This is a genomic window from Enterococcus sp. DIV0170 (genome assembly GCF_051710765.1).
GTDB classification, from domain to species: Bacteria; Bacillota; Bacilli; order Lactobacillales; family Enterococcaceae; genus Enterococcus_A; species Enterococcus_A raffinosus.
The window spans coordinates 2,172,572-2,197,371 of sequence record NZ_JBIOLG010000001.1; the positions used below are offsets into that span (position 1 = coordinate 2,172,572).

Here is a 24,800-nt window from a genome sequence, read left to right on the forward strand (position 1 = left end):
TGTTTCAAGTAAAAATGAAATGAGGAAGTCCTATGTCACAACCAATTATTTACTTACAGCGCGAATTTCGCGAAGAATTTATTGAAAAGATTCAAACCATTGCTCCTGATTATCAGATAAAAACCTCGCTTAACGAGGAAGAACTGCAAGAGGTAGAAATTTCTGTCGGCTGGTCAAAGAAGTATAGCGAAGCATTGCTCCAGTCCCCACAGTTAAAATGGGTTCAATCAATTTCTGCAGGTGTCGATTATTTGCCGCTAGATGAATTTTCTAACCAAGAAATACTATTATCAAATGGCAGCGGCATTCATGCCCTCTCTATCAGTGAACATATTATTGGTGTTCTACTCAGCTATTATCGTGGCTTAACACAAGCTGTCAAAGCTCAAGAACAAAGAGACTGGGTCCAAGATACCATTCACTACGACCAGTTAGCTGGAAAAAACTTATTAGTCGTTGGTACGGGACACATCGGTCAACAATTGTCAAAATCGATTCACAGCCTAGGTGTAAAGGTTTATGGAATCAATACCACTGGTCATCCAGTTGAAGGATTCATCGAGACCTACTCCATCAAGAATTTGGCAAAGATTGTCCCTGAAATGGACATTGTGGTAGGAATCTTGCCTGGAACACATGAGACCTATCATATTTTCAACAGTGATATTTTCGAGAAGATGAAAAAATCTGCTGTATTTATAAATGTTGGACGAGGAGATACCGTTCATACCAAAGAATTGATAGCCGCACTCGAAGAAAAACAGTTCGCCTTTGCAGCTCTTGATGTCTTTGAAGAGGAACCTTTACCAAAAGAAAATCCACTATGGGAATTTGACAATCTATTGATCACCCCTCATATCTCAGGTATGACTGTCAATTTCCAAAATAAATTTATGAAAATCTTCTTGGCGAATCTAAAGTCTTACGTAGAGAATAAAGAATTGTCGGTGAATCAGGTAGAGTTAGAGCGGGGGTATTAAAAAAAAGGTATTAGTCTCAGCTTCTGAGATTAATACCTTTTTTTGCTGTGTTCTGAAAACTTACAGCTCCATCTTCTTTTCAGTCTCTTTAACTATATAAACTGGCCTTTTTTTTGTCTCCATAAAAATCTTCCCGATGTACTTGCCAATAATACCAATACAAAGTAACTGCACACCACCGATGAATAAAATAATTGTCACCATCGATGGCCATCCAGAAGTTGGATCACCAAAAATTAATGCACGTACAATAATAAAAAGCATAGCAATTCCTGATGCCACACAGGAAAAGGCCCCAACGAAAGATGCAATATTTAAAGGCACATCTGAGAAATTTACAATCCCATCAATTGAATAATTAAATAGGTCCCAAAATGACCATGATGTCTTCCCCGCTACACGTTCATGATTCTCGAAGGAAATATACTCCGTATTAAAACCAACCCAGCTAAATAAACCTTTGGAAAAACGATTATGCTCAGTCAATTCTAACACTGCATCCACCATTTGACGCGTCATCAAACGATAATCTCGAGCTCCATCCACCATCTCTGTTTCGCTGATTCGATTGATTAAGTGATAGAACGCCTTAGCAAATAGATTTCGAATAGGCGGCTCTCCTTTTCGATCTGCTCGTCTTGTACCTACACAGTCTATGTCTGTTGTCTCAATCATTTCAATCATTTGTGGCAACAATTCTGGTGGATCTTGTAAATCCACATCCATTACTGTAACTAAATCTCCTTTGGACGCTTGCAATCCGGCATATAAAGCAGCCTCTTTCCCGAAGTTTCTCGAAAAAGAAATATAGCGAACAGTTTTATGCTTTCGGGCTAATTCTCGAAGAACCTCTAGCGTTCCATCCTTCGAACCATCGTTAATAAAAATATATTCAAAATCATGAGCTATTTCTTTTTTCGTTTTTTCCATTTCTGCAAAAAAAAGAGGAATAGCCTCCTCTTCATTAAAGCAAGGAACAATTACTGATATCATTCGAGTCACTCCTAAACTTGATTAAAATCGTACTTAGGTTCATCTAGTTCAGAATCGTAATCCACTACTAAATTGTATCCCTTGAAAAACCATTCATCTGATTCTTCGATGTAGAAAAGTTGATCAGCTACCTTAGTTTCTACAAGTGGACTTTCTGGAATATCCACGGACATCCCAACAGAAAAACCATCATGAACCTGTGTTTTTCCATATACTTTTCCATAGAATTTAATACCTTGGCCTTCTGCTAATTCTAGTTCTCGTTTGAACCATTCTTGCGCTTGAGGCGTTATCGTTAATTTCATGCTGAAACCCACCTATCCATTCATTTTCTCATCTAAATAATCCACATCTTCATCTCGCCCAATTACTACTAAGTGATCATTTTTCTGTACGACCTCTTCAGCAGGGGGCGTTACGATTGGATCTTGATTATCCCGTCGAATCGCTACGACATTCAAACCAAATCGTTGACGAAAATCGAGTTCATCCAATGTTTTTCCATAAAACTTGCGATTGGTCACATTGATTTCCGCTAAGGAAAATTCATCTGAAAGTTCAAGATAATCTAAAATATTCTTTGAAACTAGATTGTGTGCAATTCGTTGGCCCATATCTCGTTCAGGATGAACAACCCGGTCCGCACCAATCTTCTCTAACACACGAGCATGATACTCATTTTGAGCTTTTGCCAAAATATTAGGCACACCCATTTCCTTGACCATTAAGGTTACCAAAATACTCGCTTGGATATCCTCACCGATCGCCACGATCACATGATCAAAATTTCGGATACCAAGAGAACGAAGCGTCATCTCATCTTGTGCGTTCGCAACTACCGCATGGGTCGCGATATTCATATACTCATTTACTCGGTCTTCACTGCTATCAATAGCCAAAACTTCTTGACCCGATTCAACCAATGTGCGGCAAATACTTCCGCCAAATCTTCCTAAACCAATAATGACAAAACTTTGTTTCATGCTATCTCCTTAACTATTCGAAATATTTTATTTGATCGATGCTCGTTAAAACTTACATGTCTTAGTATAACAAAGAGCGGGTCAATAAAACAGAGAATGACTCTCTATTTTATCAACCCGTGTTTAAAGGCATAAATCGCAGCTTGTGTGCGATCTTCAACTTCTAATTTTGCTAAAATATTGGAAACATGTGTCTTCACCGTTTTCAACGTAATGAATAATTCATCCGCAATTTCTTGATTACTCATCCCTTGTGCAATCAGTAATAGAATTTCCTGTTCACGATTTGTCAACTCTTCGTGGAGAACATGACGATTACGATTAGATAGTTGTTCCATCATTTTGGTGGTTACTTCAGGCTCTAAAACGCGTTCGCCATTATAGGTCTTACGGATAGCATTGGCGATTTCATGAGCTGTCGACGTTTTAAGCAAATACCCAGATGCTCCAGCTTCGATAGCTGGATAGACCTTTTCATCATCAATAAAACTAGTTACAATCAAAATCTTGGCTTCGGGCCAATCTTTCAATATTTTCTTCGTTGACTCGATGCCGTCCATTACTTCCATCACCAAGTCCATCAAAATCACATCGGGTCGAAGGTCCATCGCCTTTTCATAGCCTTCCTCGCCGTTTTCAGCTTCCCCTACCACTTCGACATCTGATTGGATCGATAGGTAAGAAGAAACGCCTAATCGAACCATTTCATGATCATCAACTAATAATACTCGTATCATTCTCTGCCTCCTAATTCCTATTAATGTATTCTTCTACTCTGCTTGATTTTCTAATGACTTATCCGCTACAGCCCTTGTATCAGCGACCACAGGAACCTTGATCTCGATGCTTGTTCCTTGTCCTTTAAAACTAATGATCTTCGTTGAACCACCGACACCGGCGATACGTTCACGTATATTACGAAGGCCGTAGCTACCTGCATGCTCATCTTTTGATTCAAAGCCAACACCATCATCTATTACTCGTAACAAAATGTTCTGCCCGACTATTTTTAAATATACTTCGAGTTCATTCGCTTTTGCATGGCGTAGTGTATTGGAAAGCAATTCTTGTACCACTCGAAATAATTGATCTTCAATGCTGGCAGAAACACAAATATCCTGTACATCCCATTTTAACTGAATTTGAATTTTTGTCTGCAGCTCTTTTAATAATTGCTCGATTCCTTGTCGTAAACTTTTTCCTTCTAAACTAATCGGACGCAAATGCAGCAACAACGCACGCATTTCTGATTGAGCCGCATTGATAATATCCGCAACCATCGCTAATTGCTTCTTGTAGGGCTCTAATTCTTCAGAATGTTGCGACTGTTCATTTAACGCAGACATCATCATCATAGCCGCAAACAGCTGCTGAGAGACCGAATCATGCAGCTCTCGTGCTAAGCGATGACGTTCCTCTTCTAAAATCTTTTCCTTGGTCGTTCCGTCTACCATTTGTGGCTGACTGCTTAATTGCTGCAACTCTCGGGACATACTGACCAGCTTCTCTTTGATTCGCTTGATATCATGATCCACTAAAAGCATTTCTTTATTTTGTGAGATAGCCACATCTAATGAAGGCTGATCGTAATTGCCTGATGCAAGACTTTGTAATTTCCCTTCAATTTTCCCAAGTTGACGTTTTTCTATAAAGGTGACTAAAAAGTAGACCACCGCACTTACGGTCAAAGCGATCACAATTATGTGTACAAATAAGGGAATATAGAAGATTCGTGCAATAAACAATTGTGCAAACAATTGCTTTTTCCCAATAGCGTACATATACAAAAAGAGAGTCGTGAGAATCAGTAAAAAGGAAATCAGGCCAGAATACAAGGAAACTTGTAAACGGGAGTATTTTCCCATCATACGCGAATCACCTCGACATCCCCCACTAAGGTATTCGTGATGACTTTTAATCTGCGGGGACTTTCATCATAATCTTCGCTATACATTTTAATCGTTTCATTGCGCAATACTTGCGTCTCTTCATCAAATTCAACCTTGCCATATAGAGTCGCATGTTCAAAAAGAATGCCAATCCCATAAGGCACTAGAATGCGTGTTCGACCAAAGCCTTTACGGACAATCACGATACTATCCTCTTTTGGCAATAAGGTATTTCCTAAATCGACAATGGTGTCGCCAGCTAGGATCGCCACATTGATGTCGTCCCATTCAAAGACCTGTGTACCAATTCGATCATTGCCAATCCAGCTTTGTTTTTTTCGTTCTCCATTGTGGCTAGTCGGATCCGTCGTCTCAACCATCACAATACTTTTCTTATTCTTCAGAGAATGATTCGGTATTGAAATACCTGCAATTTCAAAGCCCTTCAAACCAAGGAATATGACAGCAAAAATCAACATCAACCAAGTCGCGGGACTATTCACTAGACAGATGATTAGAATCACTGAGCCTAAGATCAATTGGAATTTACTTCGGCGATGTTTGCGCAATGCCCAATATATATTCAATACTCCAAAGAGTAACATGATCAACATCGCAGGATTTGAAGATAGTTGCCATAACAAGAAAATTGCAAGTAAGGCTTCAATTACAATGAAAAAGCGCCATGGACTTTTCATTTTATCTTTCCTCCCAACTTTTATTTATACCTTATTCTACTTTTTTTACACTCGGAATACTATCGGTCTAAGGTCGCAACCTCTTTCACATCCGAACATAAAAGAAAAGAGGCGACAAGCGCCTCTTTCATGCATTTCTAGTTTTGTTTCACATTTGTGATCTTAACTTCCATGTTTCCGCCAGGTGTCGCAATCGTCACAACGTCTCCAACACTTTTACCAATAAGCGCTTGAGCAATTGGTGAGTCATTTGAGATTTTTCCAGTTAACGGATCTGCTTCCGCTTTTCCGACAATCGTGTATTCTTCTTCTTCCTCATCAGGCAGTTCAACAAAGGTCACTGTTTTTCCGATTGATATCTCGTCAGAATCTACATTCTCGTTATCGATGATTTGTGCGAAACGGATCATGTTTTCTAAAGTGCTGATACGGCCTTCAACAAAGGCTTGTTCGTCCTTCGCAGATTCGTACTCAGAGTTTTCTGATAGATCGCCAAAGCTACGGGCGATCTTAATTCGTTCAATGATTTCTCCACGTTTTACTGTTTTCAATTCTTCTAATTCCTGCTCTAGCTTTTCTTTTCCTTCTAGAGTCATCGGATATGTTTTTTCTACCATTTTTCTTCTCCTTCAATCAACTAAATTACGAAAGGTAATCTTTTATAGATTTAATCCACAAAAGATTACCACGTAATTACTGTATTGTAAATTGTTTATTTCTCTTTATTGACATATTTTTCGACTAATTCCATATGCTCTTCATATGTCTTCGCATAATAGACTTTTCCTGTTGAAATGTCTGCAACAAAGTAATAGTAATCATTCTTTGTTGGATCAAGGACTGCTTGAATTGCTTCTTGACTCGGGTTATCGAACGGTCCAGGTCCATAACCAGTATTCGTATAAAGGTTATACGGCGAATCTACTTCTGTATCCTTGATAGTTACAACTTCTTTGTGTTCACCTAACGCATAAAGAATGGAAATATCTGACTGTAAAGGCATTTGAGCTTCGATCCGATTAAAGAAGACCTGTGCAATCTTCTTACGATCAGACTGCGTAACTCCTTCTTTTTCAACTAGTGAAGCTAAGGTCATTACTTCTTGGACATTTAACCCTTTTTCCTTAATTTGACTATAATAAGGCGTCAGGATTTGATTGGTTGTATCAACCATTTGCGTCACTAAGTCTTCCAGACTCCTGTTTTTATGCACATTATAAGTCGCAGGGAATAGATACCCTTCTAGACGATAACGAACATCCTTGGCATTACCAGCATCTGTTAGTAAGTCTGGATACTGTGCCTTCAACTGATCAAAGAATTTCTCATCCTTCATTACCTTGATAAAATCTTCTTTCTTGAAGTCGGTCTTCTTCGCAACTAAACTTGCGATTTTATCAACATCATAGCCTTCAGGAACTGTTAATTTAGAAGCGTCATCCAATGGTTCAGCACTTCCACCTTGCTGCAGCTCTTTACTAATTTGATCCAAAGTCATATTTGGTGAAAATTGATAATACCCTGCTTGGAAATTGGTCAGATTTTTGAATTTCGTGTAAAAGTTGAAGACCATCCCATCTCGGATAACATCACCATCTTCTAAAATATCCCCGATTTGACGGTTAGATGAACCACTAGGTACCTCTACTTGTACTAACTTTTTATCATTTTTATCTAACGGCTTCAATCCAGCGCTCACGTAATTGTATCCTGAGATTGCTAAAATGCCCGCGACGATCAAAATACCAATCGTCAATATATAAACTATCTTCCGGACGACTCGATCCTCTTTGCGACGTTCTGCTCGTTTCAAGTTGCTCTCCTCACTTAAATCCCCTTCAAATTCCTCGTCCATTTGACGTAATTCTTCAAATTTCTCGCCAATTCGCTGGAAAATTGATGGTTCTTCTTCCACGTGCTCATTCGTAAGTGATTCTTTTTCACTTTCTGCTTTCGATTCCTTTTTTGATGGAACTGCTGTCACAGATTTTCTTGAATCGTTAGAATGCGTGGTTGATTTTTTATTCTGAATTTTAGAAGATCTCTTTTCTTCTTCAATAGCTTTCTTTTTCTCAGCCTTAATTCGTTTGTTTTCTTTTCGTTCTTCAGACTTTGAAATAGAATCACTATCGGAAACCTTTTTTTTCGGAACCGCTTCTGTTTTTGGCTCTTTTGGTGGCTCCTCTTTTTTTATTTCCTTTTTAGATGATTCAGACTTCTGCTCAGAGGCAGTTGTATCCTTCTTATCTCGTCTATTACCAAATAAACGCTCATAGGACGAAGCCAAATCGTCATCGTCGTTTGCATCTTTTTTTACTTTCGAAGATTCCGGTCTCGTGTGCGTTTTCTCTGTTGCGTCAGCTTCACGATTTTTTCGACCTTCTTCTAAAGCCCGCATAATCTGCTCTTTAAAAGATCCTTCTTCTGAGTGTTGGTTTTGATCCTCAGACAAAAACAACTCCTCCTTACTTCATGTCATAACTTAAACCATTATACATGAAATGAAAGAGGAGTGAAATGTAAAATTTATTTAGTTAAGGAAATTATATTTTTTTCTTATGAAGATCTTCTTCGTATAATCGATACAAGTTTAACTCATATTCTTTTTTTGTATTTGTTACCACCGTGTCTAAGATCAATCCGGTAATTAATAGCAGTAAAGAAAACACCATTAATCCTGTCGCTAAAACCGAAGACGGAATTTTCGTAATAAAACCAGTGCGAATAAATTCATTAATCACTGGCACTCCAAAAACAAGTCCGAACAAAAAGAAAATTAAACTAAATACCGAGAAGAACAATAAGGGTTTGTAATCTTTGAACATCTTTAATATCGTCAATAGAACCTTCATTCCATCTGAATAGGTATCTAATTTGGATTCACTGCCTTCTGGTCTGTCACGATAATCAATCGGGATTTCCACTAACTTAAAACGTTTATCTAACGCATGAATCGTAAATTCTGTTTCAATTTGAAAACCAGAACTCATTACTGGAAAACTTTTTACAAACATCCGATTAAAACCACGATACCCAGTCATCACATCTTTAATGTTTGCCTGGTACAAACGATTGATCGAATTCTTTACTAAATTATTCCCAAAATCATGGAAAGCTCGTTTATTCTCATTAAAATATGTGCCATTTGATAAACGATCCCCAATGACCATATCTGCTCTTTCCTCTCTCAAAGCTGTAATCAGCTCTTGAGCGTACTCAGCCGGATACGTGTCATCACCATCCACCATTAAATAGTAGTCAGCTTCTATATCAAAAAACATTTGGCGAATAACATTCCCCTTGCCTTGCCGCGGTTCTTTTTTAACAATGGCCCCTTCATTCAAAGCTATCTCATACGTATTATCCGTAGAATTATTGTCATAGACATAAATATCCGCTTTAGGTAATTCCCTTTGAAAATCATTGATCACTTTCTTTATCGTAAGTGATTCATTATAGCAAGGGATGAGGATGGCTATTTTTTCATTGTTCATGTTTACTCTCCTAACTTCACAACTATCTACCATAATACCAAAAAAAAGTCGGATATGCTCCGACTTTTTAAATCAATTCTTCTGAAATTAAATATTTTTTCATACCTTCTTGAACACTAAAATTAGGATTATATCCTAAACCCTTTAGTCTAGAGATATCGGCAACAGAATCCTTGATGTCGCCATCCCTTTCAGATTCATGTTTCAGTGCCAACTTAATGCCTAATGTTTCATCTATGACCTCAATCAACTCATTCAATGTAATCGCGTTTCCTGTACCAACGTTAAATTGCTTCCCAAGAGACTCTTCTTTGCTCGCCACAAGTAACAGAGCTTGGATTACATCCTCAATGAACACAAAATCTCGAGATTGCGAACCATCACCAAACAATGTGAATTGTGTATCCTCACCCTTTTGAATTTTCTTATAGCGATCAACCAAAATTGAAATGACACCACTGTAAGGAGATTCTGGATTCTGATTTGGTCCATATACATTAAAAAAGCGCACCGCACTCGTCTTAACACCATAAAGATGGTTATAGTCCAGCACATATTGTTCCGCAGCAAATTTGTCTACCGCGTAAGGAGTCAAAGGTCGAATAACGGATTCCTCATGCTTAGGTAATGTAGGTTCATCTCCGTAAACTGCTGCCGATGAACTGAAAACCAGTCGCTTCAAATCTTTTTGATATTTTCTAATTAGTTCTAACAACATCAAAACACTCTCAAAGTTAATTTGATGCGTTTCAACTGGGCGTTCAACCGAATCCGCTACACTGGCGATTGCTGCCAAATGAAAAATGTAATCAAATTGATTGCTTGAAAGAATATCTTCCATTAATTCTTTATCAGTAACAGAACCATTGATAAATTTGAGATTTGAATTGTCATCTAAGTTTTCTTCTTTTCCCATTGATAGGTCATCAATTACGATTACTGAATTTTCTTTAGATAGATAATTTGCTAGTGTAGAGCCGATGAAGCCGGCGCCGCCTGTGATTAGGTAATTATTCATTTTGAGGTTCCCAAATCTTTCTTAATTTTTATATTACGGATATCTAACACTGATGTTGCAAAGACTTCTAATCCAGTATTGATCTCGTCTAAGATCAATAATTTCTCAGACATCTTACTACTCCTCACATTTGCGATTATATATTCTTTCCATTTGTTTTGTGGTATATGACACATCATAACTTTGCAACTCAACTGTCATGTCATTATTAAATGGTGGCTCTATTATAATATCAACCCACTGTTCACTATTCTTATCCAGTGAAACAAAGCTCACATTTTTTGTTACCTTAGTATCTTTAGAAATAGTGTCAGCCAAAACAAGTTTTAGACCAGCAGCTTGAGCTTCTAGTCCGACCATTGGTAATCCTTCATATAATGATGTCATTACAAAAACATCCATTATTTTTAGTAAATCAGGAATGTCTTTTCTTTCTCCTAATAATTTCACCCTACTTTCGATTTTTTTAGAATGAATCTTTTGCTCTAAATCCTGTCTTAAAGCCCCATCTCCAATAATCAACAAATATGAATCTGGATATTTTCTTAATACTGACAAGAAAATATCAAGCAAGTATTCTTGATTTTTCTGTCTTTCCAATCTACCAATATTTCCAATCACAAAGGAATTTAAACTTATTCCCAAGTCATTTCGTTTTTCTTCTCTTTTTGAACCCTTCTTTTTATAAAGATTCAAATCAATTCCATTATGAATTATTTCAAAAGGATGATCTTTGAACAAGTTTTCTCCTGCCTCTTGGCTGACTGCAAGAAAATCAGTCGCATTAGACAAAAGTAAATAACTAAGAAATCGTCTCAAAATATTCATAAGAAAATTTTGAGATTTTCCATCTTCTGTAGCATGACTATGAGCAATTCTTTGTCTAATATTATTTTTTTTTGCTAACCAGAGATTAATTCCACCACCAAAATAAACCTCATTATGAGCAATATCAAATTTCTCTTTTTTTAACAGTCGGTTTACTTGTATTAAGTATTTGATAATATTTCTCTTCGGATTAGCAACTACAAAAATCCGTCCACCTAATTGTTTGATTTCATTATGATAGTTTTGAACTTTCTCAAAATCATCATATATTAAGAAATCAAATTGAAACTTATCACGGTCTATTCGTCTATAAAGATTCATCATAAACGATTCAGCACCGCCTAAACCCATTCTTCCCTGAAAATGAAGTACTCTTTTCATTGTGGTCCCCTTCTAATACTTTCTCTTTAATATTGCCATCAGTCCAGGCATTTTCGTCTCAACAAAAGTTCCTGAACTAAACACGAATATAAGTACAAATCTTGGCATATTAAAAAGTAATTTAGTAACTTTTTTTGCCACAGTATCTGTCGCAGCTATTTTCTTAGCCTCTTTTATGGAAAAATCCTTCAATATCGAACTAATCTCTAACTTTTTCTGCTTTTTATTTATTTTGTTAGTTTCTAAAATCGAAAAAATAACAGAAGTTGTCCCCTTAAGTAGCAAAGCAGCCATCCCACTCTTATTTTCATTGTTTGTAAGAATATTACTTCTTTCATAAAACTCTTTAAAAGTTCTAAACTTGTCACTACTGTATTGATTCGTAATACCTTGACCACCCTCAAAATCGTAAATATATTCGATTTTTGAATTCATAACAACTTTAGCTGAATACTTATAATAGTCTAAGTTAAAAATTCTATCTTCACAACTGCGATAATTTTTAAAACGAATATGATTAGCTACTACGATATCTCTTCGATAGCACTTATTCCATACAACATACATCAACTGTTTATTCATCAATTCATACATATCAAATAGAAATGCTTCATTACTCTCGTAAAAATGATTATTTACTAGGTAATCTTTCTCATCCACTACTTTTCCTTTATCCAATGTTCTAAAAGAAAATGAACTAATTATTAAGTCCAAATTAGGATAAGAAGAGATAATTGCTTCATAATCCCTCAATATCGTCTTTTTAGGGTAATCATCTGCATCAAAGAAAAGCAAGTATTCCCCCTTAGCGTAATCTATTCCATAATTTCTAGCTAAACCGGGCCCCTCATTTTTTTTGTTGAACAATAAAAACCTTGTATCATTCTTTATGTTCGTCTTAATAACAGTTTCTGTATTATCAGTAGAACCATCGTTTATAAGCAGAACCTCAAAATCCGATCCAGCGATATCTCTAATTTCCTTAATAGTTTTAACGATTGTTTTTTCAGCATTATAGATAGGAATAATTATACTAAATTTCAAATTAGACATGCCTTCACCTCAAATCACTCAAAAATTTTCTCTTTAGGAAAATCTATTTTATCTAATGATGTAAATACTTCGTCTTCTTCTAACCCCTGGGAAGAAACTTTATCAAAGAGAATTTTTATTGTTTGAAGCAAGATTTTCAAATCTAACATAAATGAGTATTTCTTTATATACAGCAGATCAAATTTCAACTTACTATTGTAATCTGAGGCATATTTCCCATAAACTTGAGCATAACCAGTAATTCCAGCGCGTACATTGTGGCGTAAATAATAGTAAGGATTTTCCTTATTAAATTGCTCAACAAAAAATGGACGTTCCGGACGCGGACCAATAATCGACATATCACCATTAAGAACATTGATTAGTTGCGGTAGTTCATCAAAACGAACAGCACGAATAAATTTTCCGACTGGCGTCACTCGAGCATCATTACTTTTTGCGAGAACTGGACCTGATTTAGACTCGGCTGTTGCGCTCATAGAACGGAATTTATAGATTGGAAACTCTCTTTGGCCTTGTGTAATCCTAATTTGCTTATAAATAATCGGCCCCGGTGAAGTTACTTTTACTAAAACTGCTGTAACTAACATGAATGGCGAGGCAATCACTAATAAAATCAGTGAAACTACAATATCAAATAGACGTTTAAGCATAGCATCTTCTGAAGGAATACTAAATCCTGAAGATTCAATAATACTTTCATCCTCAAAATTCATAATGTTTGGATTAATTGTAATCAAATTATCAAATGTAGTATTTAAAAACAGTTTTTTTTCTTCTTTAGTTACCAATTGATAAACTTTTATTTTTTCAGATTCCTCTATTTCTGAAGCTAAATAAACTATATCAACATCCTTAATAATTTTAGTTAAATTATCATAAAAATGGTCTATAATTACTGAATGTACTTTATGTTTATTGTTTTTTTGTGAACTGAAATTTTGAACGGCTGGTGCAACTTCCTTTTCAAAACCAAGGATTGTAACTTTTTTATCCGAACTTAACTTCATATAAGCTTTATAAACAATTGATCGATAAATAATTAATAGAACAGTTCCTACTATAAATGAAATTAGAATAACCATTCGAGGGAAAGCAAACCATCGCCCTGCAAAAGTAATAATCATAATCCCCAAAGACATCAAAAACTGTCCGATGACAGTGACAAAAATAATATCACTAATGATTCTATTATAGAAAACATACGTTCCTAGTAAAACATTCAATATGATAAAGAACACCGAAATAAATAATGCAGAACTTTCAAACGTTTGAAAGTTTCTCATTGGAATGGCTCCGTCAAATTTTAGCCAAAAACTATAATAGACAGAGATATTATAAACAATCACGTCCATCAAAATAATAAAAACTCGACGGGCGGCGCTCCATTCACCACTTTTATTCATATAAACACTCCTAATCCACGAATAATCCATTACATATCTTACCATATAGGAATAAAAAAAAGTAGTCTACTTGAAAAAAGGACCCAACGAAGAGATTTAATGTTTTTGAATTTTCTGAATACATATTATTGTTTTCATAATAACAGGGGGAGTTAACCTACAAAAAATATGCAATCCTACTATTTTTAAATCTTATATTACCTAATATATTCTAAAAATAATTATTTTTTATATTCTGGCTGATTGAAAATTTTATTTCTTTAGAACATAAAGAAAACCTTATGTGCTGCAATATATAATAAGCAGATAACCTCTCTTTTTAGACATGTATCGAAACAAGTTAGCCACTAAAATAAACAAAACATACAGAAGCTCCGTTAGAATTGAATCACCACAACACAATCAAAGGAGCGTTCTGTATGCCTGATCTTCATCATATCAAACTACTACTTGGAATCAAAGATAAAAACATTTTCATCACAAATGTGGAATCGAAGAGCATTAAGAATATCAAGACTCTTGTTGTTTCTGCGACGTTAAGTAAAGAAATTCGTCGCTGTCCTTTGTGTAAACAGATGAATCATGAAGGCATGATCGTTAAGAACGGAAAGAAAAAATCGCTCATTCAACTTAATAAATGTGCGAACCAACTGACTTATCTTGCTTTAGCGAAACAACGCTACCACTGTCGTGGCTGCCACACCTATTTTACGGCGAATACCTACATTGTCGATAGAAACTGCTTTATCGCTAAACAAGTGCGCTATAAAATTTTAGAAGAGCTAACTGAAAAACAAGCAATGACGACAATCGCTAAGCATTGCGGCGTTTCTTGGTCGACCGTTTCTCGGACACTCGCTTCTCTGATCCCCATGACAAAAGTAAAAAGAAATTGGTTACCGCGTTGTTTATTAATGGATGAATTTCGTTCACTGAAAAATCAAGTCGGTCCCTATTCCTTTTCTTGTATGGATGGCGATACTGGAAAATTACTGGATATTCTTCCTTCACGGAAGAAAAAGGCCCTCGTTTCTTATTTTATGCAATTTGAACGACGCGCACGATTGAAGGTAAAGGTCATCGTGACGGACATGAATGCTTCTTATGCCTCTCTGATAAAGGAATGTTTTCCAAAGGCAAAACTCGTTGTGGATCGTTTTCACATTGTCAAACATCTCATTCGCAAATTTGAGGATATACGCGTACGAATCATGAAAAGCTTTGATCGTAACGATCCAACACAAGCCAAACATTATCGACAATTAAAGGCGTTGTCTCGGCTTCTGATCAAACGACAGGACAAGCTTGTTTATGACAAATGGACCAAATGGCGCAATTTTGGTTGGGCGTATCTCACCGAAAGTGAAGTGGTGGATCGTCTGCTTTCGATCTCTGACGAATTACGAATCGCCTATTTTTACTATCAAGAAATTCTTCAAGCGTTTCACGACAAAGAGGCGGACACTTTCTTTAAACTTGTAAGAACGATGCCCAATTCCGTTCCAAAAGAACTACATCATATAAAAAAAGCTTTTATAAACTATGAATCCGGCATTCGTTTAGCCCTCGAATTGCCTTATTCAAATGCCAAAATAGAAAATCTGCATACCCACATCAAAGCATTGAAACGAGTCGCTTATGGCTTTCGAAGCTTTCGGAAAATGAAGACCAGAATTTTCTTACTAAATAATCTGATTACCTATGAATCAAAAAACATCTAAAGTAGAAAAGGAATTCTACCTTAGATGTTCTTATCTCACTCTATCAGTCCTATTTGACAAAGAGCCATAATATCTGCGGAAAGTATTTCGGCTCTATAATATCTAGTGTTGGTGACACTTTCTGTTGCCAACACTTTTTCTTTTTTTTAATAAACGCAAACAGACACCTTGAAATCCTTTAGAATAAAGTCGACGAAAACCATTCAAAGGAGTGTTTCAAGATGTCCTATTCAGAGTTTACCAAAGAGTTACTAGATATTCTAGACCTAAATCTTACCTTTCATGAGAATGCCTTTCGCAAAGAGCGAATCAAGGACGAGACCTGTTTTGTTTTTGATGGCACATTAACCTATCGACCAGAGGAATGCTTTCATTGCCGCTATGAAAATGATCAAACGATCATTAAATGGGGCTGGAAGAAAGTCTCTATCCTATTAAATGACGTCAGTAACTACAAGACGATTCTGCGGATAAACAAGCAACGCTTTAAGTGTAAACACTGTGGAAAAACTTTTTTAGCCGAAGATTCGGTTAGTGATCGTCACTGCTCCATTGCCCGCAGAGTCAAACAAGCCGTTCTCGAACTATTAAGTGAGCCTCTTTCTATGTCCTTGATTGCACGCATGAAACACGTTTCTCCAACAACGGTTATTCGGATCCTTCGCAGCCTTCGGCCTAAAACCATTTCTTTGAACCAGCCACTGCCAGAAGTGTTGTGTTTTGATGAATTCAAATCAGTGAAAAATGTCTCGGGTGCTATGAGCTTTGTCATGATGGATGGCAAAACCCATCAACTGATCGACATTGTGGAAAATCGTCAACTCGATCCTTTACGCGACTATTTCTTGCGTTATCCCAGAAAGGTACGGGAACAGGTACGCTTGGTTGTTTCAGATTTCTATACACCTTATCGTACATTGGTGAAAGATTGTTTTCCGAATGCCCGAATCGTCGCCGATCGCTTTCATATCAGTCAACACATTGGCCGAGCATTTACCAATCACCGAATTCAGATAATGAAGTCCTTTAGAAAGGGCGACAGTCGATCAAAACATTTAAAGAAATACTGGAAACTGCTTCAGAAGAATGCGTGGGAATTGAAGGGGAGACACCGCTACTGGCGACCTTCTTTTCGGGCACATCTAACGGAAGCAGAAATCGTCGATCGCCTGTTGTCTTACGATGACTCCCTAAAGCAAGGCTACGAAGTCTATCAGCACTTTCTGTCCGCTATCAGAAGACGAGATGTTCCTGATTTCACGAAGCTTTTAAAGGAAAATTACAAAGAGTTACCAGAACACTACCAACCAGTGATTACGACCTTCAAAAAGTACCAAACAGAAATCAAACGCGCGTTGCGGGTTCCCTATTCCAACGGGCCACTGGAATGTTTGAACAACCATATCAAAGTACTAAAACGAATGGCCTATGGCTTTAGAAACTTCCAAAACTACCGAGAACGAATCTTTTTGTATCGCGGAAAGTATTTCAAGAAAACCACCCAAATGAACAAGACCAGAACGACAACACGGCTAGACAGAAGAGCTGCCTAGCCGTGTGAATGACTTGATTATTCTATTGAATTTCTTCACCAACACTCATTGACGAAGAGCCGACAAAAAGAGCTGCCCAGCCGTGTGAGTATCTCGATTATTCATTGAATTTCTTCACCAACACTCGTTGAAGAAGCACCAAATTTGATAAGTAATAATTATTCATATTGACTTAAAGTTCATGAGTATCCATCATATACCTTTATAGATTTCTTCTATCCCTTTATCATTATCCAAAATGAAAGGTAACAAATGTTCAAGCCATAAAAAATCTTCTTCACTGTCAATATCCAAAATCAGATAATCCTTCATCTCGATTATTCCACAATGTCCATCAAACAAATAATCTGTATTCATCAGAAAAGTCGGATCAAAGAGATACATAGAGGCATTCATATCATAAATGAGTGGCGCTTGCTGTCTTGATGTGAACGTTGATTGAATCACTAATGAAACTTCTTCATCATCTTTTGCTTGAACCATATTAAAATAAGGATTTCTCCTAGATGAAACTACAGATAAAACAACATCTAAATCTGATTCGATTCCTCTTTTATATAAGCTTTCCAAATCATTGATTGTTCGTAAAGGGGAAGTGATGTCTAAATCAATCACCTTGTCATACTTACTTCCAGTTATCATTTCCATTTGAATAAGAGTGTCTCTAATAACCATAACTTTCCCAACAGTATCATTCGCTAATTCTGCTTTTCTCTCTACATTTATAACAGATGGCATTAATTCAGATACAAGCTTCTGTAGCTCTTTACTATCTGTGTTAAGTGCAACATTAATATTTATCTCAGGATTTCTTTTTGAAAATAATCTTATTAGGGATAGTGCATATCCAACCAGAGGCTTATGATGAAGTCGTTTTAAATTCTTATTCTTTAGCCCCTTTGAACCAGCTCGCCCACATATTGTAAAAAGTATATTCATTTGCGCTCCTCTGTAATCTTTAAAACTTTATTCGCCCATTCAAGATTGTTTTTGTTCTCAACTCCTGTTGTAACTTTCTCTATAAAATATGCTAGCTCTTTCTCATACATTTCATTTACTGACTCTTCAAATCTTATTGTTTCATTCATTGAATGAATATAAATAAAATTGTTTAATAAATCTACCTCGATTTTTTCATTATCAAATAGAATTGTTAATGTTCTTTCTGGAAATCGCCCAAAATAATCAAGATGAACTTCGACTAGCTGCTGCTCATATTCAAATAAATAATCTGCCACGTCATTTGAATCAATGTTCAAACTTGATTTTTTCCCAAAATAAGCTTTTCGGTCTTTTGGAAATCCAAACAAATAAGTCATATAATCCAATTCATGGATACAGTCCAATTCAACTCCACCACCCATAGCTTTTTTAGCTGAATAGTCTTTAGTATAATCTCCTTCTCGCCAATCAGGTAAAAAGGTAGAACAAATGATTCTTGATGAAATAGGATGTTTACCTTCAATTATTTGATTTAACTTTCCAAAAACTTTTTTATATCTTAATGGACAAGCAATATAAATTCTATTATAGTCGATATCAAATTTTGAAATATCTTTAGATGATTCAAAAGCTGGTTTTTCTAAAAAAATATACTTAACTTTATCAATGATATTATTTAATGACTCTTCGTGTTTAAATGTTGGATTCGTGATGAACGCAACATCAAAGTCTGTTGATAAATCGGAATAATCAGTTACAACAGTCAAATTAGGGAACATATCTAGTTTTTTGCCGGATGTTCTAAGAGCTGTAATATCTAGGGGAATTTCTGCCTTGCTACAATAATTTATCAAATTTGATAAATGACGTCTTCCAATTGAACCTAATCCAATAAAAAGTACTTTCATTTTTTACCCCTCGATCATATTAATTAAATCAATTATTTTTTTATCTTTTTGAAATGTATAACCTGGTAATTTGCCATTATCGAGACATTCAAAAAATTCATGAACCTCTTCAAAATAAGCATTTTCAATAATAGTAGTTGAGTAACTATCATTTTTGTCTATATCACTATCTTTATATAGATTAACTTTGTCCATTTTCTTTTCCCTATTGTTCCACCTCGACAGAGAGTTTGGATTTCCCCCCCACTCAACTTGAAGATTTTCTCCTATAACTATTAAATCTCTTTTTGCTTGCCTCGATATAATATTGATATTGATCGTCCCTTGAATACCAGTCTCATGACGAAATAGTATGGAGTAACTATCTGGATATCCTATCTCCAAAGTACTATACTTATGTTTTTCTATCGTGAAATTTGTTACATTTCCAAAAGCCTCAATTAACCATGGAAATTCAATAGCCATTATTTCTCGGCAACCATTTGTTCTTAAGTCTGAGACAAAGAAATCACGGTAATCCTCCCACGGGTGCCAATCAGGTAAATATTGTCCAACATGATATTGATAACTAACATTTGAATCATTTTTAATTTCTTTTATTAAATATTGAATCTCTCGTCGCTTTAAAAATGTCGAAGATAGATACAATAGTAATCCTTTTTCTTTTGCTAAGTGAATCACTTGATCATAATAATCATTTAACAAATTGATTTCAGTAAATACATTCAATCCAAAAGATAAAGCTTCAATAATAATGTCCTTATGACTGATAGGTGATGTACAAACAAAAATAGCTGTCATCGTTTGATTCGAAATAGCTTCTTCAATTGTTGCATAAGTGTGAATTCTGTATTGTTCTTCGATTTCATTTCTTCGTGAGATATTTGAGTCAATTCCAACGATTGAGATAGTAGAATCATATTGATTAATCAGCCGAATGCGTCTTTTTCCCATTGAACCGAGACCAATAACGGCCACCTTTCTTTTACTCATTACTTCACTACCTCTTTAACATTCTTAATGACATACTCAAGTTGTTCATCATTCATATTTGTACCTGAAGGCAAGCATAATCCTTTATTAAATAAAGTTTCAGAAACAGAAACTTCATTTTCAACATGTTCATAGAACAGAGAAGATTTGAATAGAGGTTGTATATGCATTGGTTTCCATAATGTGCGTGTTTCAATATTATACTCATTCAGCTTTTGAACGACCTTAACTACATCATCTATATTATCCGCTGTTTCTAATGTTAATGTGCTTAACCAACGATTAGGTTCAAATCCTTCTAGCTCAGGCATCATTCTAATTGAGTCAATTGATGCAAATTCCTCAAGATAATTCTTAAAAATCTGTCTACGTCGAAAAATTCGTTCTGGCAAAATTTCCATTTGACCACGACCAATACCAGCAGAAACATTACTCAAACGGTAGTTATAACCGATTTCTGTGTGTTGATAATACGGTGCCGTATCCCTAGCTTGTGTTGCTAAAAAACGTGAATGATCTACAAAGTGTTTATTATTGGAGATGAGGGCACCACCACCAGAAGTAGTAATGATCTTATTTCCATTAAAAGAAAAAATGCCAATATCTCCCATGGTTCCGGCTTTCTTCCCCTTATAAACGGATCCTAACGATTCTGCGGAATCTTCAATTACTGGAACATTATAGCGGTCCGCAATTGTCAAAATTTCATCATATTTTGCCATCTGTCCATACAAGTCAACAACAATGATTGCTTTTGGAAGTCGATTATTGTATTCAGCTTCTATCATTGCTCTTTCAAGAGCACGGGGGCTCATGTTCCAAGTTTCTGGCTCTGAATCTATAAATACTGGAATAGCTCCTTGATATAAAATAGGGTTAATCGTAGCGATGAAAGTAAATGATGGAGCAAAAACAATATCATCTCTTCCGACATTTAATAAACGTAAAGCCAAGTGAATCGCAGCGGTTCCTGAACTTGTAGCAGAGGCTCCACCTTTAGACCCAGAAAAATCAGAAATTGCTTGCTCAAATTTATCAACATTTTCACCTAAAGGAGCGATCCAATTATCATCGAAAGCCTTCTTAACATATTTTTGTTCATTTCCACCCATATGTGGACTAGATAATAAAATTTTATCATTCATTATTACATCTCTCCCTTTTCTACTGCTGGAACGCCTAAAGCCAAAGTTCGTTCTGATATATCTGTTACAACTGCTGCACCGGCACCAATTGTAGTCCACTTACCGATAGTTACCCCCTGTATGCAGCAAGCACCGATACCGACATGGGATCCCTCGGAAATTCTGACACCACCGGCTAATGAAACTCCAGGTGATATGTGAACGTAATCTTGAATACAATTATCATGTTCAATTATCGAAGAAGTATTAATGATGCAATGTTTCCCAATTGTACAATCCGTATTCAATACAGCATTGGGCATCACAACACTTCCTTCATCTATAACTGAAGATGATGAAATAATCGCGCTAGGTGAAATAACTGTCATATAGTGAACTTTAAAATGTGATAATTTTTCAGCAATTTCTTTACGTACCTGATTATTACCAATCGCGATAATCAATTGAACATTGTCAAAAAAAGATTGTTTTTGGTGAAAAAGATCTACCATTGTACCTAAATATTCTAACCCTTTGAAAGTCTTTACACGATCATCAAAGAAAGCAACGTCTGTTACTTTTAAAGTCTGCAATATATCAAAAATAACTTTGGCATGTCCTCCAGCGCCAGCTAATATCACACGACTACTTAATATGTTATCCGCTTTTTCAACCATTTCTCATCGTTCTCTTCTCTCATGATATCGTTTAAAATTTTTCTAACTCGTTTCGAACTGTTTCCGTCTCCATATACGTTAACTATTGGATGGTCTTGTATCGAATTTGAGACCGTAATTGCCCTTTTTATCGCTCCGCTAATTTCCGAAGTATTAGTTCCAGTATCAATGATGTTTTCTGAGCGCTCTCTACCAATTTGTCTAGAACCTATATTGACAACTGGTATCCCATATGACGCGGCTTCAATAATACCAGATGAAGAGTTACCTATTAGAATCTTGGCATTCTTTAATACTATAAGATATTCCTCTGGTTCAAAATTAGTGACAAAATATATATTTGTCAAACCAGCTGCTTGATATGCTTTCCGAATAATGTCTCCTCCAGCATCTGAATTAGGTAAAATACAAACAATTGGATACTCTAAATGTTTTACTGATTGAATTAAATTATCCACTTGTCTTTCAATATCCTTGTATTCTGTAACGACCGGATGAAATAGTTGAAGTATATAATTCTTGGATCTAATCATTAAATTGTATTTTTCAGCTACTTGATCAAAATCTGGAAGATTATCATTTAAAATAGAATCAATTCGCGGAGCGCCTACGACGTTGATACGCCATGACTCCTCCCCCATTTTAATTAATCTTTCTTTTGACCCCTCTGTTGCTACAAGATGCACATTTGAAAGTTTTGAAATTGCATGTCGGATAGATTCGTCAACTGTACCAGACACTTCACCTCCATGAAGATGAACGCATTTTATACCTAAATACAAACAGGCAACTGCTGCAGCAAGCATTTCTCCACGATCCCCTAATATCAAAACAAAGTCTGGCATTTCATTACTGAGATTATCAGCAAATTCATTAAGTTCAATTGCTGTGGTCCGAGCCATATTTTTTCTAGTATTCTCAAGAAACAAGCTATCCACTTTATGAACGATACGAAAACCATCTTTCTCTATCAAGTTCATAGTATATCCATATTTAGTAACTAAATGCATCCCCGATACCAAAAAAGACACGTCCCAACCATCCCTAACTAATTCCTTTGCAACAGGTCGATAGATTCCATAATCTGCTCTAGTACCAGTAATTATTACTATTTTTTTCACTTTTTAAGCACATCCTCTGTAATAACAGTATCTGCTTCAATTAATTGAGATGCCTCTCTACCAATTAGCGAATAAATTTTTGCAGGTTCAATTCCAGTACCTGGTCGTTTTATTGTTATCATATCCCGAGTAATCTTAGTTCCTACCTTGATATCAACTTTTGAAACAACGCTTTTTCTAGATGTTCTACGTGTACTCTCTTCAGACGGCATACTTCTTTTGACACCATCTCCTAAGAAAATCTCTGTTAATCGTACTTTATCTACAAATTCTTTAAATTGTGCTGGGTCAAGAGAGGCTTTGTGGTCTGGTCCAGGTAAATTTCTATCTAAGGTAAAATGTTTCTCAATTACCTCTGCTCCCATGGCAGCAGCACAAATAGCGACTTCATAACCAATAGAGTGATCCGAATAACCAACTGGTAATCCTAGTTCAGTTGATAAAGTAGTTATGGCCTGCAAATTAATATCTGAGAAATCTGCAGGGTAATTGCTTGTACAGTGAAGAACTGTAACAGGACTATATTCAAAACAAGAAACAGCTGCTTGTACCTCATCCATATCTGCCATTCCAGTAGAAAGTAAAACAGGTAGTCGGTACAAGTCAAGCAGTCTCAAAAAAGGAATATTTGTCAATTCTCCCGAACCGACCTTAAAAGCTTTTACACCAATTTCCTTTAATAGACCAGCACTTTCTTCATCGAAGGGGGAGGAAAGAAAATCAATCTGATGTTGGTCACAAAAAATTCGCAACTCTAAAAAATCATCATTGGTTAGCTCTAAGCGTTTCAGCATATCATATTGTGCCTCAACTTTACTCGTATTCTCTTTTTGATAGCTAGCCATTTCAGCTCGTTTTGTCACTAATCTATCTGTTTTGAATGTCTGGAATTTTACAGCGTCTGCCCCAGATGCTTTTGCTGCTAAAACACTCTCTTTAGCGAGAGCTAGATTTCCATTATGATTTACACCTATTTCTGCAATTATATATACTTTAGTATTTTTTTCCATAATGATCACTCCCCCTTCTCCAAAATATTTATATTTTTTAACGTATCAACAAATTCATCTTCGCTCATAAAATCAGTATCCTCCGACGAATAACTTGTAATCGAAACATGATCATATTTTTTATAAATTGGATCTTCTGCATAATCAACAGGAGGAATTACATACATGTCCTCATTTTCATACGCCCTTTGAATTTCCTCATGAGTCATTAATTCCTCATATAGTTTCTCGCCTTGACGAATTCCAACTTCAACAATTTTTCCAGTATATGGTTTATCACTCGTAGCATTATAATGATTTCGTAGTGATTTGGCTAATGTACTAATTTTTATTGATGGCATTTTAAGAACGTACGTTTCGCCGTGTACCGAATGGGATGCTGCAGCTAGCACTAGTTTTGCCGCTTGAGGGATAGACATCATAAATCTTGTCATATTCTTATCTGTCAAAGTAATATCAATGTTTTGTTTTAATTGATCCAAAAAAAGTGGGATTACTGAACCACTTGATCCCATAACATTTCCGAAGCGCACACAAGAAAAAACTGTCCGTGTTTTCCCTTTGTACTGATTTGCTGCAACTACAAGTTTTTCACTTAACAGTTTTGTTGCTCCCATCGTATTTTGCGGATTAACAACTTTATCAGTACTAACAGCTACCAATTTTTCAATATTATTATGAATCGCTGCTTCAATAACATTTTGTGTTCCAAGAACATTTGTCTTGACAGCTTCCATTGGATTATATTCACTTGCAGGCACATGCTTCATTGCTGCCGCATGAAAGATGATGTCTGCATCTTTACACGCATACTCGACTCGTTTATAATCACGAACATCACCAATTAGAAAACGGACGTTCTCATAGTCTTTCAATTCTTGTTGCATATAAAATTGTTTCTCTTCTCCACGACTAAATATTCTAACCACTTTAGGATTGTGTTTCAATAACTGTCTCACGATTTCACTTCCAATTGAGCCAGTACCACCTGTAACTAAAATTGTCTTTCCTTTAAACATTGTTAACAC

General features: G+C 35.9%; 24 protein-coding genes. 3 read left to right on the forward strand and 21 right to left on the reverse strand.

Features of this window, described 5'->3' with window-relative positions:
* Positions 1-32 precede the first annotated feature (32 nt).
* Entirely contained in the window at positions 33-980 is a 948-nt protein-coding gene (locus tag IGI50_RS10555) for a phosphoglycerate dehydrogenase (protein ID WP_438776913.1), read from the forward strand.
* A 60-nt stretch (positions 981-1,040) separates the two neighbouring features.
* Here the strand turns inward: IGI50_RS10555 and IGI50_RS10560 are convergent, their stop codons facing one another.
* The 13 genes from IGI50_RS10560 to IGI50_RS10620 all read right to left on the reverse strand — a co-directional run bounded on the left by IGI50_RS10560 (position 1,041) and on the right by IGI50_RS10620 (position 13,723).
* Complete coding sequence (locus tag IGI50_RS10560; protein ID WP_438776914.1) at positions 1,041-1,973, reverse strand: glycosyltransferase family 2 protein; 933 nt, start codon at positions 1,971-1,973, stop codon at positions 1,041-1,043.
* Positions 1,974-1,984: 11 nt separating this feature from the next.
* Positions 1,985-2,278: a HesB/YadR/YfhF family protein gene (locus IGI50_RS10565; RefSeq protein WP_218256058.1), complete on the reverse strand. Its 294-nt coding sequence runs from the start codon at positions 2,276-2,278 to the stop codon at positions 1,985-1,987.
* 12 nt (positions 2,279-2,290) lie between these two features.
* The gene (locus IGI50_RS10570; RefSeq protein WP_028020455.1) at positions 2,291-2,956 is read right to left on the reverse strand and encodes a potassium channel family protein; all 666 of its coding nucleotides are present in this window, start codon (positions 2,954-2,956) and stop codon (positions 2,291-2,293) included.
* Positions 2,957-3,060: 104 nt separating this feature from the next.
* The gene (locus IGI50_RS10575) at positions 3,061-3,693 is read right to left on the reverse strand and encodes a response regulator transcription factor (protein WP_010745977.1); all 633 of its coding nucleotides are present in this window, start codon (positions 3,691-3,693) and stop codon (positions 3,061-3,063) included.
* Positions 3,694-3,726: 33 nt separating this feature from the next.
* Positions 3,727-4,824 carry a sensor histidine kinase gene (locus tag IGI50_RS10580; RefSeq protein WP_222225618.1) on the reverse strand — a complete coding sequence of 366 codons (1,098 nt, stop codon included), beginning with the start codon at positions 4,822-4,824 and terminating at the stop codon, positions 3,727-3,729.
* A complete protein-coding gene (gene liaF, locus IGI50_RS10585; protein WP_010745975.1) occupies positions 4,821-5,543 on the reverse strand; it encodes a cell wall-active antibiotics response protein LiaF in 723 nt (240 codons plus the stop codon). The genes IGI50_RS10580 and liaF overlap by 4 nt, the downstream gene beginning before the upstream one ends.
* A 137-nt stretch (positions 5,544-5,680) precedes the next feature.
* Positions 5,681-6,160 (reverse strand): transcription elongation factor GreA, encoded by a 480-nt coding sequence (gene greA / locus IGI50_RS10590; RefSeq protein ID WP_438776915.1) that lies wholly within the window; start codon positions 6,158-6,160, stop codon positions 5,681-5,683.
* Positions 6,161-6,255: 95 nt separating this feature from the next.
* Positions 6,256-7,398 carry an endolytic transglycosylase MltG gene (gene mltG, locus IGI50_RS10595; protein WP_028020457.1) on the reverse strand — a complete coding sequence of 381 codons (1,143 nt, stop codon included), beginning with the start codon at positions 7,396-7,398 and terminating at the stop codon, positions 6,256-6,258.
* A gap of 688 nt (positions 7,399-8,086) precedes the next feature.
* Positions 8,087-9,037 (reverse strand): glycosyltransferase family 2 protein, encoded by a 951-nt coding sequence (locus tag IGI50_RS10600; protein WP_438776916.1) that lies wholly within the window; start codon positions 9,035-9,037, stop codon positions 8,087-8,089.
* Between the two features lie 67 nt (positions 9,038-9,104).
* Positions 9,105-10,055, reverse strand: coding sequence for an NAD-dependent epimerase/dehydratase family protein (locus tag IGI50_RS10605; RefSeq protein ID WP_438776917.1), 951 nt, complete (start codon positions 10,053-10,055; stop codon positions 9,105-9,107).
* Between the two features lie 117 nt (positions 10,056-10,172).
* The gene (locus tag IGI50_RS10610; RefSeq protein ID WP_438776918.1) at positions 10,173-11,264 is read right to left on the reverse strand and encodes a glycosyltransferase family 1 protein; all 1,092 of its coding nucleotides are present in this window, start codon (positions 11,262-11,264) and stop codon (positions 10,173-10,175) included.
* A gap of 12 nt (positions 11,265-11,276) precedes the next feature.
* A complete protein-coding gene (locus tag IGI50_RS10615; RefSeq protein ID WP_438776919.1) occupies positions 11,277-12,317 on the reverse strand; it encodes a glycosyltransferase family 2 protein in 1,041 nt (346 codons plus the stop codon).
* 14 nt (positions 12,318-12,331) lie between these two features.
* Positions 12,332-13,723, reverse strand: a complete 1,392-nt coding sequence (locus IGI50_RS10620; RefSeq protein WP_438776920.1) for a sugar transferase — start codon at positions 13,721-13,723, stop codon at positions 12,332-12,334.
* A 419-nt stretch (positions 13,724-14,142) separates the two neighbouring features.
* Here IGI50_RS10620 and IGI50_RS10625 point away from each other — a divergent pair, with 419 nt between their 5' ends.
* Both IGI50_RS10625 and IGI50_RS10630 read left to right on the forward strand, forming a co-directional pair.
* Positions 14,143-15,444, forward strand: coding sequence for an ISL3 family transposase (locus IGI50_RS10625; protein WP_438776921.1), 1,302 nt, complete (start codon positions 14,143-14,145; stop codon positions 15,442-15,444).
* Positions 15,445-15,665: 221 nt separating this feature from the next.
* On the forward strand, positions 15,666-16,997 hold the full coding sequence (locus IGI50_RS10630) for an ISL3 family transposase (protein ID WP_218257583.1): 1,332 nt from the start codon (positions 15,666-15,668) through the stop codon (positions 16,995-16,997).
* A gap of 192 nt (positions 16,998-17,189) precedes the next feature.
* Here the strand turns inward: IGI50_RS10630 and IGI50_RS10635 are convergent, their stop codons facing one another.
* The 8 genes from IGI50_RS10635 to IGI50_RS10670 are packed head-to-tail and all read right to left on the reverse strand — an operon-like array spanning position 17,190 to position 24,791.
* On the reverse strand, positions 17,190-17,936 hold the full coding sequence (locus IGI50_RS10635) for an acylneuraminate cytidylyltransferase family protein (protein WP_438776922.1): 747 nt from the start codon (positions 17,934-17,936) through the stop codon (positions 17,190-17,192).
* Positions 17,933-18,847, reverse strand: coding sequence for a Gfo/Idh/MocA family oxidoreductase (locus IGI50_RS10640; protein ID WP_438776923.1), 915 nt, complete (start codon positions 18,845-18,847; stop codon positions 17,933-17,935). The genes IGI50_RS10635 and IGI50_RS10640 overlap by 4 nt, the downstream gene beginning before the upstream one ends.
* A gap of 3 nt (positions 18,848-18,850) precedes the next feature.
* On the reverse strand, positions 18,851-19,840 hold the full coding sequence (locus IGI50_RS10645; RefSeq protein WP_438776924.1) for a Gfo/Idh/MocA family protein: 990 nt from the start codon (positions 19,838-19,840) through the stop codon (positions 18,851-18,853).
* Complete coding sequence (locus tag IGI50_RS10650; protein ID WP_438776925.1) at positions 19,840-20,985, reverse strand: DegT/DnrJ/EryC1/StrS family aminotransferase; 1,146 nt, start codon at positions 20,983-20,985, stop codon at positions 19,840-19,842. Before IGI50_RS10650 ends, IGI50_RS10645 begins: the two co-directional genes overlap by 1 nt.
* A 2-nt stretch (positions 20,986-20,987) precedes the next feature.
* Positions 20,988-21,641, reverse strand: a complete 654-nt coding sequence (locus IGI50_RS10655; protein ID WP_438776926.1) for an acetyltransferase — start codon at positions 21,639-21,641, stop codon at positions 20,988-20,990.
* The gene (gene neuC / locus IGI50_RS10660; protein ID WP_438776927.1) at positions 21,614-22,762 is read right to left on the reverse strand and encodes a UDP-N-acetylglucosamine 2-epimerase; all 1,149 of its coding nucleotides are present in this window, start codon (positions 22,760-22,762) and stop codon (positions 21,614-21,616) included. Before neuC ends, IGI50_RS10655 begins: the two co-directional genes overlap by 28 nt.
* Positions 22,759-23,772 (reverse strand): N-acetylneuraminate synthase, encoded by a 1,014-nt coding sequence (neuB, locus tag IGI50_RS10665; protein WP_438776928.1) that lies wholly within the window; start codon positions 23,770-23,772, stop codon positions 22,759-22,761. Before neuB ends, neuC begins: the two co-directional genes overlap by 4 nt.
* Before the next feature lie 5 nt (positions 23,773-23,777).
* Positions 23,778-24,791: a UDP-N-acetylglucosamine 4,6-dehydratase family protein gene (locus IGI50_RS10670; RefSeq protein WP_311855665.1), complete on the reverse strand. Its 1,014-nt coding sequence runs from the start codon at positions 24,789-24,791 to the stop codon at positions 23,778-23,780.
* Positions 24,792-24,800 lie beyond the last annotated feature (9 nt).